Genomic DNA, 8852 nt, shown 5'->3' with positions numbered 1-8852 from the left:
TAACCCCAAACGTAAGTGCCGGGGTCAGACCCGCCGGGGGAATGTGCGCCAATGGCGCGCATTCCGATCCCGCAGGGACTGACCCCAGATTTACTCTGCGATCTTAACGGCGGGCGATGCCGTTGCCGGAATTACGTACCAGATCGCCAGCAGCCAGTCCCGGATCCTGGTCAAATGCGAAGTCCGCCTTGGCGCCCGTTTCGTATTGCACGGTGACGGTCCACGTCTTGGCGTTCTTCATGTGGCCTTCGACTTGTTTGCCAGCGTAAGCGCCGCCAGCGGCGCCGGCCAGGGTGGCCAGGTCCTTGCCGCGTCCGCCACCGACCTGGCGGCCCAGCAGGGCGCCGGCCACGCCGCCGCCGATCATGCCCAGCGCGCCGCCTTCGCCCGCTTTTTCAGTGACGTTGACTGCCAGCACCTTGCCGCAATCGGCGCAGATCTGGTGCTGTGCTGGCTTGCTGTTCTGGCCAGCATACGAGCTGCCGGCCTTTTGCGCGGCCTTGGCGTTGATGATGGCCTGGTCGTATTCGCCCTTGGCGTCGCGCAGGCATTGCATGCGGGCTTTCGAGCTGGTTTCTTCTGCGCACAGTTTCTTGTCATCCGCATAGCGGGTGCTGGCCTGCTTCGTGTCGTAGGCGTATTGCGCCTTCGGCGACAGGTTTTGCGCGAATGCGGAAGTGCTGAACAGGGCCGTGATGGCGACTGCGAGGATGAGTGGGCGACGAATCATGATCTTCTCCTAGGGGGTGTTAAATGAGCCAGTAATGTCGGCATTGTGAATGCAGTATAGAGGAAAATCATGATTGCTTACCAACACTTACATGTGCGTGCGGCGCACCCTATCCGAAGCCATTTTCCGCATGGAAATTAACCGTAGGCGCCGCCTGTGTACAGCAAGTCGAACAGGCGCGCCATGGTGGCGATCAGCACGCCCGCGCCTAGCATCAAGGTAGCGACCAGCACCACGGCCAGGGGCCAGCCCGTGTCCGACAGACGGCTTGACGCGGCGTTGTAGCGGGCATCCCACTTGTCGTCCGGCATCAGGCCCAGCACCAGCGCTTCCAGGAAGCCGCCCAGGGCGGACAGGGTCAGCGGCAAGATCTGGTAAAACCAGTCGGCATCGGGAAACAGCTGGCGCAGCAGCAGGGAGGCGGGCAGGGCGGCCAGGTGCAGCCAGCCCCAGCGGTCCTTGGCGCCGTGCAGGTAGAAGCGGTGGGCGCCCAGCATACCCAGCAGGAAAGCCAGCAGGGCCGTGAAGGCCTTGTTCTTGTGCGACTGTTGCAAAATGGTAGCGGTGGTCATGGGACTCCAGAGTTGCTCATCGGTAAAGATTGTCAGTATCGGTCATTCGCTGCCGCAACGATAGCACTTTCGTGCCGTGTTCAGGCGATGCCGGCGCCGCCTGGACGTGGCATGGGCGGCACGATAGACGCACGCGCCTATTGCGTCTTCGGCCATGACTGGTCATAATGTTTGATTAGCCCAAATTACACGCCCGTCATCATAACGCTTGCTGCCTGGCGGTAAAGCGCGCTATAATTTGCGGCTTTTTCCGCCTCAGCACACTTTTTGGAAATATTATGGTCGTTATTCGTTTAGCTCGTGGAGGCGCCAAGAAGCGCCCGTTCTTCAACATCGTCGCTACTGATTCGCGCAATCGCCGCGATGGTCGCTTCATTGAGCGTATCGGTTTTTACAACCCGATGGCGCAAGGTGGCGAAGTTCCACTGCGTATCACCGCAGACCGTCTGGCCTACTGGCAAGGCGTTGGCGCACAATTGTCGCCAACCGTTGCTCGCCTGGTAGCTAGCAACAACAAAGCAGCAGCTTAATTAGATCACTGGTTTGACGGTCAAGACTGCATCCGGGGTGAAAGTCCCCGATGACCTGGTACAGGTAGGCTATGTCTCCGGTGCTTATGGCATTGCTGGCGGAGTCAGGATCACTCCTTTCTCCGACGATGCGGATGCATTATTAAGCGTCAAAACCTGGTGGTTTGATAAACCGACCTTGCATGATGTTCAAGTCAGGCAAGCGAAGTTACACGGCGGCGACGTCGTGGCCCAGCTGGTGGGTGTGGTCGGGCGGGATGCCGCAGAAGCGCTGAAAGGCGTCTCTGTGCAAATTCCGCGTAGCCATTTCCCGACGCTGACGGCCGATGAATTTTATTGGTCCGATCTGATCGGACTGACAGTCGAGAATTTGCAAGGCGAGTGCCTCGGCACAGTGCACGACATGATGAGCAATGGTCCGCAGTCGATCTTGCGCGTTACGCCCGTCGCCACTGCCGATGAGACCGTTGAAAAGGCGCCTGAGCGCCTGATCCCGTTTGTTGGCCAGTTTGTCATTAACGTTGACAAGGCTGCCAACAAGATCACGGTCGACTGGGGCCTCGATTATTAAACCGCCTGCGCTTAACAATGCGCCGGGCAAACTTTGCAGGATGGTGAACGATGCAATTTGATGTCGTGACCCTGTTCCCGGAAATGTTTGCCGCGCTGACGCAGTCGGGTGTGACCCGGCGCGCCTTCGAGCAGGGGAAATGTGGCTTGTCGCTGTGGAATCCCCGTGATTTCACCACCGACAATCACCGTACCGTGGATGACCGCCCGTATGGCGGCGGCCCCGGCATGGTGATGATGGCCCGTCCCCTCGAAGCGACAATCAATGCCGCGAAGCAACGCCAGACCGCATTGGGACTGGCGGCGCCCCGCGTGGTGTTCATGTCGCCGCAAGGCCGTCCGTTGACGCACGAGCGCGTCACGCAGCTGAAAGCCGAACCTGGTTTGGTGATCCTGTGCGGCCGCTATGAAGCCGTGGACCAGCGTTTGCTGGACCGTTGCGTCGACGAGGAAATCAGCGTCGGCGACTTCGTCCTGTCTGGCGGTGAATTGCCTGCCATGGCGCTGATGGATGCGGTGATCCGTTTGTTGCCGGGTGTCTTGAACACCGAGGCATCGGCCATCGAGGACAGCTTCGTCAATGGCTTGCTCGATTCGCCGCACTATACGCGGCCGGAAACGTATGAAGGCATGGCCGTGCCGCCCGTCTTGATGGGTGGTAATCATGCCGAGATCGTCAAGTGGCGCCGCCAGCGCATGCTGGAAGCGACCGCGACAAAGCGGCCTGACCTCTTGGTCAGTGCGCGCGCCGCCGGCTTGCTCAGCAAGACCGACGAAAAATTCTTGGCCAGCCTGTAAGCCGTCTCCGGACGGCCGGCAGGGTGGCCAGTAGTGCCGGGCATGTTGCCCATATTGTGTTACCCATCCTCTACCGGGCGGATACTTGCTATCCACAGTGCGCCGGCATGATGGTTTTCGGAGTGTTAAAAATGGACTTGATTCAACAATTAGAGCAGGAAGAAATTGCTCGTCTGGGTAAAACCATTCCTGAATTCGCACCAGGCGATACCGTTATCGTCAGCGTCAACGTAGTCGAAGGTACGCGCAAGCGCGCCCAGGCTTACGAAGGCGTCGTTATCTCCCGTCGTAACCGTGGCCTGAACTCGAACTTCATCGTTCGCAAGATCTCGTCCGGCGAAGGCGTCGAGCGTACGTTCCAACTGTACTCGCCGCTGATCGCTTCGATCGAAGTGAAACGCCGTGGTGATGTTCGCCGCGCCAAGCTGTACTATCTGCGTGAGCGTTCGGGTAAATCGGCGCGTATCAAAGAAAAATTGCCAAATCGCCGCGTTGTGGCGAAAGCAAGCGCGTAATATCAGCGTCTGCGTTGGGAAAAGGGGTGCCGTATTGGTGCCCCTTTTTTTATTCTGAATTGCTATTGAGGCAAGCTGCCATGGCCACCATCGCATTTGATCCCAAACAACTTGCCATCGATTCGATCGCCGGCGAGGCGGCGCTGGACGCCGTGCGCCTGACGCCGGACTGGCTGCGCCAGCGCCTGGCCGAACAGCCCGACTGGCAGCCCGAGATTACCCAGGATTTTCTTTCCGCCCGCGCCGTGCCCGTGCGCGCCGCCGTGCTCATTCCTCTCGTGCAACGGCCGCAAGGCTTGACCATCTTGCTGACCATGCGCACGGACCACCTGAGCAGCCATGCGGGGCAGGTCAGCTTTCCCGGCGGGCGCAGCGAAGCCTTCGATGCGTCGGCCATCGCCACGGCCTTGCGTGAAACGGAAGAGGAAGTGGGCCTGGCGCGCGAACACATCGAAGTGCTCGGTTGTTTGCCCGATTACCTGACGGGCACCGGCTACCAGGTCACGCCCGTGGTGGGCCTGGTGACGCCGCCGTTCGAGCTGCGCGCCGACCCGTCCGAAGTGGCGGAAATCTTCGAAGTGCCGCTGGCTTTCCTCATGGATGGCCTCAACCATCAGCGCCTGTCGGTGGAGTTGCCGGGCGGACGGCGCTCGTTCTACGCCATGCCGTACGAGCGCTTCTACATCTGGGGCGCCACGGCCGGCATGCTGCGCAATCTGTTTCACCTCTTGCGCGCGTAAAATGGCGTCCCGCACGTAATAAGTTTGATTCCAGCACTGCACTGCGCTATCGTAGCGGGCATTGCGGTATTGCTGAAAAAGACAAAAAGGACGTTTGATGACATTTCTCTCCATACTTTGCGCATTGCTGATCGAGCAGCTCAAACCTTTGCGCGCGGACAATCCGATCTACGCCGAAATCAAGAGCCTGGCAATGCGCATGGAGACCTGGTTCAATGCCGGCCACGCCAACCACGGCCGCATGGGCTGGTTCCTCATGATCGGCGTGCTGATGGTGCCGACGGCAGGCATCTACTGGCTCTTGCAGCATTATCAGCTAACCCTGCTGGCCTTTGCCTGGAACGTCCTCATCGTCTACCTGACCCTGGGCTTCCGTCACTACAGCCATTACTTTACCTCCATCCAGCTGGCCCTGAGCGCCGGCGACGAAGCGACCGCGCGCACTTTGCTGGCCGACTGGACCAAGCTCGACACGGTGGGCATGGAAGCGAGCGAAATCGCCCGCATCGCCGTGGAAAAAGCCCTGGTTACCACGCACCGCAATGTCTTTGGCGTGTTTTTCTGGTTCCTCATGCCGCTGGGCCCTGCCTGCGCCGTGATGTACCGCGTGGCCGAATACCTGGCGCGCGCCTGGAACGAACCCGAGCACATGCGCAATGAGGCGTTCGGCCAGTTCGCCGCGCGCGCCTTTTACTGGATCGACTGGATTCCCGTGCGCCTGACGGCCGTGGCGTTTGCCGTGGTCGGCAATTTCGAGGACGCCATCTATGCGTGGCGCAATTTCGCCCAGCGCTGGCAGGACGAGGCCATCGGCATCATCCTGACGGCCGGCGGCGGCGCCATGGGCGTACGCCTGGGCACGCCCGCGGAAACGGCGGCTCGCGTGTTCGTCACGCCGGACATGGCCGTCGATGACAGCGACAGCGAAAGCGATATCCTGCCCGGCGAAGAGCCGGGCGCGCGCGCCTTGCAGAGCACGGTGGGCCTCGTGTGGCGCGCCTTGCTGCTGTGGATGCTGCTGCTGTTGCTGATGTCGGGCGCCGTTTTCCTCGGCTGACGCGGGCGCACACGCGCCATCCATGCGCCTTGCGCGTGGAACAAGGTTAAAATAGGGGCTGGCGCGTGATGCGTGCCGGCCCCTGTTTGCATCGTCAGGGCAGATCGAGGTAGAACCCAAGTCTTCTATAAGATATAATACTGGCTTACCGCAGCAAACGTAGTTGAATTACCAGCCCGGCCTACCCGCCGGGGCCATTCACGCAATCCAGTCCCGACAAGCCACATGGCCGAGTTATCTCAAAAAACAGGGGAACTCTCAGACGAGTTCTTCATCCTTGGTCTCACCAGCAATGGCAAGCAATTCCGACCCAGCGATTGGGCCGAGCGCCTTTGTGGAGTGATGTCCTGTTTCAATCCCGAAGGTGGCGGGCGCAATGCGCACCTCCAGTATTCGCCCTACGTGCGCCCGACCGTCGTCAATGGCGTCAAGTCGGTGGTGGTCAACACCAAGCTGCGCGAGATCGAGCCGATGGCGTTTCACTTCGTGCGCGAATTTGCCAAGGATAACGACCTGCAAATCGTCGAAGCCTGCTTCCTGCCGCCGCCCGAAGAAAAGTAAGACCTGTTTCATTGATGTGCCTCAAACCCGCCACGGCGGGCTGGCGTAGCGTGGACACTCTGCCTCAAACGGAGTGGCGACATGCGCATCGGCGACATCTGTACCCTGCACACCATCCATTGCCGGCGTGACACCAGCGTGCAAGACGCGGCGCTGCTGATGCGTCAGCATCACGTGGGCGACCTGATCGTGGCCGAACAGCCGAATGGCGAGCGCGTCCCCATCGGCATCCTCACCGACCGCGACATCGTCATTTCCGTCATCGCCCTAGGCCTCGACCCCGCCAGCCTGCTGGTGGGCGACATCATGAGCGCGCAATTGCTCACGGCCAGCGAAGACGAAGACGTCTACGACATCATTGAACGTATGCGTGTCAACGGCATCCGCCGCTTGCCCGTGGTCAACAGCCTGGGCGCGCTTTCCGGCGTCGTCAGCATCGACGACCTGCTCGCCTTCCTGGCCCAGGAAATGGCCGAGCTGGCGCGCATCAGCAGCGGCCAGCTCGTACATGAAAAGCGCACGCGAAAATAGGAACACCTGTCAAAACCTGCTGCGCGTCGCGCTTTGCGGTCGGCGATGCTCACCGTACTACAGTACGCTTGCGCTTCTCAACCATAAATCACTGCCGCTCGCTACGGTTTTGTCAGGTGGTCAGCTCGCCCGTAATTGCGCAATTCCGGTCAAGTCACGCCTGCCTGAAAATGCTACAGTCGCTGCTCGTTCAACGGGAAGCGTCCATGCACACTCTGGCCAAGGCACTCTGGTATATCGAATCGCATTATGCGGAGAATCTCTCGCTCGGTGACATCGCCCATGTGGGCGGCGCTTCGCCGTGCCACCTGACGCGCGCGTTTGGCCTGGCCACGGGCCACTCCGTGATGCGCTATGTGCGGGCGCGCCGGCTCAGCGAGGCTGCCCGTGTGCTGGCCCAGGGCGCGCAAGACATCCTCGCCGTTGCCGTGGAGGCCGGCTACAGTTCCCATGAAGCATTTACGCGGGCCTTCCGCGACCAGTTCCATGTCACGCCGGAAAAGGTACGGGCCCAGCGCCACGTCGCCAACCTCGCGCTGGTCGACGCCATTAAAATGGATGTGGCGCCGGGTGTGCCCCTGGAAGCGCCCCGTTTCGAGCAGGGCCCCGCCTTGCTGGTGGCCGGTCTCGCCGAACGCTATCGCGCAGAGACGGCTGCCGGCATCCCCGCCCTGTGGCAGCGCTTCCTGCCCCATGTGGCGCCCGGCCAGCTGGTGTATGGCGTGTGCTGCAACAATGACGACGCAGGCAATTTCGATTACCTGTGCGCCATGCCGGTGAGCGACTTTTCCCAGGCCCCCGATGGCTGGACGCGGCTGCGCATCGCCCCGCAGCGCTATGCCGTGTTCCATCACCGCGGGCATATTTCCACCATCCGCACCACCTGGCATGCGGTGTGGAACGAGTGGCTGCCCCAGTCGGGCCTGGAAGTGGCCGACGCGCCCGATTTTGAACGCTACAACCAGAATTTCGATCCCGCCAGCGGCAACGGCGGCGTGGAAATCTGGCTTCCCTTGAAAGCATGATGATCTCCAATACCTTGTCTGCGCCGGCCCTGTTTGCCGGCGGCACTGCGCTGCGCCAGCGCCTGTTGCAAATTGCCGCCGCGCTGGCGGCGGGCCTGCCCCTGTACTGGGTGCTGGGGCCGCAGCCGCTGGGCTGGCTGGCCTGGTGCGCGCCGCTGCCCGTGCTGTGGCTGGCCCTGCGCTCGTCGCGCCGCGATGCGGCCTGGATGACGTTGCTGGCCGCGGCGCTGGGGCTGTCATCCAACGTCGCCTATTTCCGCCTGCTCATGCCCTTGCCGGCCGTGCTGGCCGTGATCGCCGTCAAGGCACTGCTGTGGCTGCTGGTAGTGCTGGCCACGCGGCGTCTCGTGCTGCGCTACCGGGCAAGCTGGACGATGCTGGCGTATCCCGTGCTGTGGGTTGCCATCGATACGATGATGGCGGCCTTGCTGCCGGACGGCAACTGGGGCAGCCTCGCGTATTCGCAGGCGGATAATATTACCGTGTTGCAGGTGGCGGCCCTGGCGGGCGTGCCTGGCCTGCTGTTTTTGCTGTGTCTGGCGCCGTCCGCGCTGGCCTTGCTGCTGGCGGGCGGCCGCGCGTATGCGCCAGCGGCGTGCGCCACTGCGCTGGTACTGCTGGCCGCGTTCGCCGGCGGCGCCTGGCGCGTGCACGGTGCGCCCACACCAGCCGGGCCGCTGGCGGGCCTGGTGGCCATCGATGACTTTATCGGCCCGGCCACGCCGCCGGCGCGCGCGCAAGCCGTCTGGGAGCAGTACGCGCGCCACGTCGAAGAACTGGCCGGGCAGGGCGCCCAGCTGGTGCTGTTGCCGGAAAAGATAGCCGTGCTGGCGCCCGCGCAGGCGGACGCCGTGCGGCAGCGTTTCCAGGCGCTGGCGCGCGGCGCGGGCGCGTGGATCACCGTTGGGATCGGCGTGCAGGATGCTGCCGGCCGGCGCAACCTGGCCTGGCTGTTCGCGCCCGATGGCGCCGCGCCTGTCAGCTATCAAAAACATCATCTGGCGCCGCCCGAACGCGAGTTTCTTGCTGGCGGCGCGTATGCCGTGCAGCCGGTGGCGGGCCAGGCCATGGGCCTGGCCATCTGCAAGGACATGCATTTCGCGCCCCTGGGGCACGCGTATGGCGCGGCCGGGGCGCAAACGATGCTGGTGCCGGCCTGGGATTTCCAGCTCGACGCCTGGATGGGCGCGCGCATGACGGTCGTGCGCGGCGTGGAAAACGGT

Annotated in this window: 12 protein-coding genes; 10 read left to right on the top strand and 2 right to left on the bottom strand. The window is 62.2% G+C overall.

Translation table 11 applies throughout. The features are described 5' to 3' along the window. Positions 1–103: 103 nt before the first annotated feature. Positions 104–730: a glycine zipper 2TM domain-containing protein gene (locus tag ASN89_RS24570; protein ID WP_058051092.1), complete on the bottom strand. Its 627-nt coding sequence runs from the start codon at positions 728–730 to the stop codon at positions 104–106. Positions 731–867: 137 nt separating this feature from the next. Then, positions 868–1302 carry an NINE protein gene (locus ASN89_RS24565; RefSeq protein WP_046685328.1) on the bottom strand — a complete coding sequence of 145 codons (435 nt, stop codon included), beginning with the start codon at positions 1300–1302 and terminating at the stop codon, positions 868–870. Positions 1303–1580: 278 nt separating this feature from the next. On the opposite strand from ASN89_RS24565, the gene rpsP reads away from it, so the two are divergent. From rpsP to ASN89_RS24515, 10 genes are all read left to right on the top strand, one after another. Then, entirely contained in the window at positions 1581–1832 is a 252-nt protein-coding gene (rpsP, locus tag ASN89_RS28370; RefSeq protein ID WP_010395524.1) for a 30S ribosomal protein S16, read from the top strand. A gap of 13 nt (positions 1833–1845) precedes the next feature. Next, the gene (gene rimM, locus ASN89_RS24555) at positions 1846–2403 is read left to right on the top strand and encodes a ribosome maturation factor RimM (protein WP_058051091.1); all 558 of its coding nucleotides are present in this window, start codon (positions 1846–1848) and stop codon (positions 2401–2403) included. Between the two features lie 50 nt (positions 2404–2453). Continuing rightward, positions 2454–3200 (top strand): tRNA (guanosine(37)-N1)-methyltransferase TrmD, encoded by a 747-nt coding sequence (gene trmD, locus ASN89_RS24550; RefSeq protein WP_034759865.1) that lies wholly within the window; start codon positions 2454–2456, stop codon positions 3198–3200. A 131-nt stretch (positions 3201–3331) separates the two neighbouring features. Beyond that, positions 3332–3715 (top strand): 50S ribosomal protein L19, encoded by a 384-nt coding sequence (gene rplS, locus ASN89_RS24545; RefSeq protein ID WP_010395528.1) that lies wholly within the window; start codon positions 3332–3334, stop codon positions 3713–3715. A gap of 80 nt (positions 3716–3795) precedes the next feature. Next, on the top strand, positions 3796–4455 hold the full coding sequence (locus ASN89_RS24540) for a CoA pyrophosphatase (protein ID WP_058051090.1): 660 nt from the start codon (positions 3796–3798) through the stop codon (positions 4453–4455). A gap of 97 nt (positions 4456–4552) precedes the next feature. Beyond that, positions 4553–5512: a CobD/CbiB family protein gene (locus ASN89_RS24535; protein WP_046685324.1), complete on the top strand. Its 960-nt coding sequence runs from the start codon at positions 4553–4555 to the stop codon at positions 5510–5512. Between the two features lie 225 nt (positions 5513–5737). Next, the gene (locus ASN89_RS24530; RefSeq protein WP_029496213.1) at positions 5738–6073 is read left to right on the top strand and encodes a DUF3579 domain-containing protein; all 336 of its coding nucleotides are present in this window, start codon (positions 5738–5740) and stop codon (positions 6071–6073) included. An 81-nt stretch (positions 6074–6154) separates the two neighbouring features. Then, on the top strand, positions 6155–6604 hold the full coding sequence (locus ASN89_RS24525) for a CBS domain-containing protein (RefSeq protein WP_046685323.1): 450 nt from the start codon (positions 6155–6157) through the stop codon (positions 6602–6604). Positions 6605–6810: 206 nt separating this feature from the next. After that, positions 6811–7629: an AraC family transcriptional regulator gene (locus ASN89_RS24520; protein WP_058051089.1), complete on the top strand. Its 819-nt coding sequence runs from the start codon at positions 6811–6813 to the stop codon at positions 7627–7629. After that, positions 7626–8852 (top strand): nitrilase-related carbon-nitrogen hydrolase (locus tag ASN89_RS24515; protein ID WP_152988677.1); only part of this gene is annotated, 1227 nt, incomplete at its 3' end. The genes ASN89_RS24520 and ASN89_RS24515, both read left to right, overlap by 4 nt.

It is taken from the genome of Janthinobacterium sp. Ant5-2-1 (assembly GCF_001445815.1).
In the GTDB taxonomy this organism is placed as follows: Bacteria; Pseudomonadota; Gammaproteobacteria; order Burkholderiales; family Burkholderiaceae_D; genus Janthinobacterium; species Janthinobacterium lividum_E.
This window is presented reverse-complemented; position numbering and strand designations above follow the sequence as displayed.

Excerpts from the sequence above, each read along its gene's own strand:
- ASN89_RS24570 (WP_058051092.1), bottom strand. The coding sequence starts at position 730 with ATGATTCGTCGCCCACTCATCCTCGCAGTCGCCATCACGGCCCTGTTC.
- ASN89_RS24540 (WP_058051090.1), top strand. The coding sequence starts at position 3,796 with ATGGCCACCATCGCATTTGATCCCAAACAACTTGCCATCGATTCGATC.
- ASN89_RS24535 (WP_046685324.1), top strand. The coding sequence starts at position 4,553 with ATGACATTTCTCTCCATACTTTGCGCATTGCTGATCGAGCAGCTCAAA.
- ASN89_RS24525 (WP_046685323.1), top strand. The coding sequence starts at position 6,155 with ATGCGCATCGGCGACATCTGTACCCTGCACACCATCCATTGCCGGCGT.
- ASN89_RS24530 (WP_029496213.1), top strand. The coding sequence starts at position 5,738 with ATGGCCGAGTTATCTCAAAAAACAGGGGAACTCTCAGACGAGTTCTTC.
- ASN89_RS24565 (WP_046685328.1), bottom strand. The coding sequence starts at position 1,302 with ATGACCACCGCTACCATTTTGCAACAGTCGCACAAGAACAAGGCCTTC.
- trmD (WP_034759865.1), top strand. The coding sequence starts at position 2,454 with ATGCAATTTGATGTCGTGACCCTGTTCCCGGAAATGTTTGCCGCGCTG.
- rpsP (WP_010395524.1), top strand. The coding sequence starts at position 1,581 with ATGGTCGTTATTCGTTTAGCTCGTGGAGGCGCCAAGAAGCGCCCGTTC.
- rplS (WP_010395528.1), top strand. The coding sequence starts at position 3,332 with ATGGACTTGATTCAACAATTAGAGCAGGAAGAAATTGCTCGTCTGGGT.
- ASN89_RS24520 (WP_058051089.1), top strand. The coding sequence starts at position 6,811 with ATGCACACTCTGGCCAAGGCACTCTGGTATATCGAATCGCATTATGCG.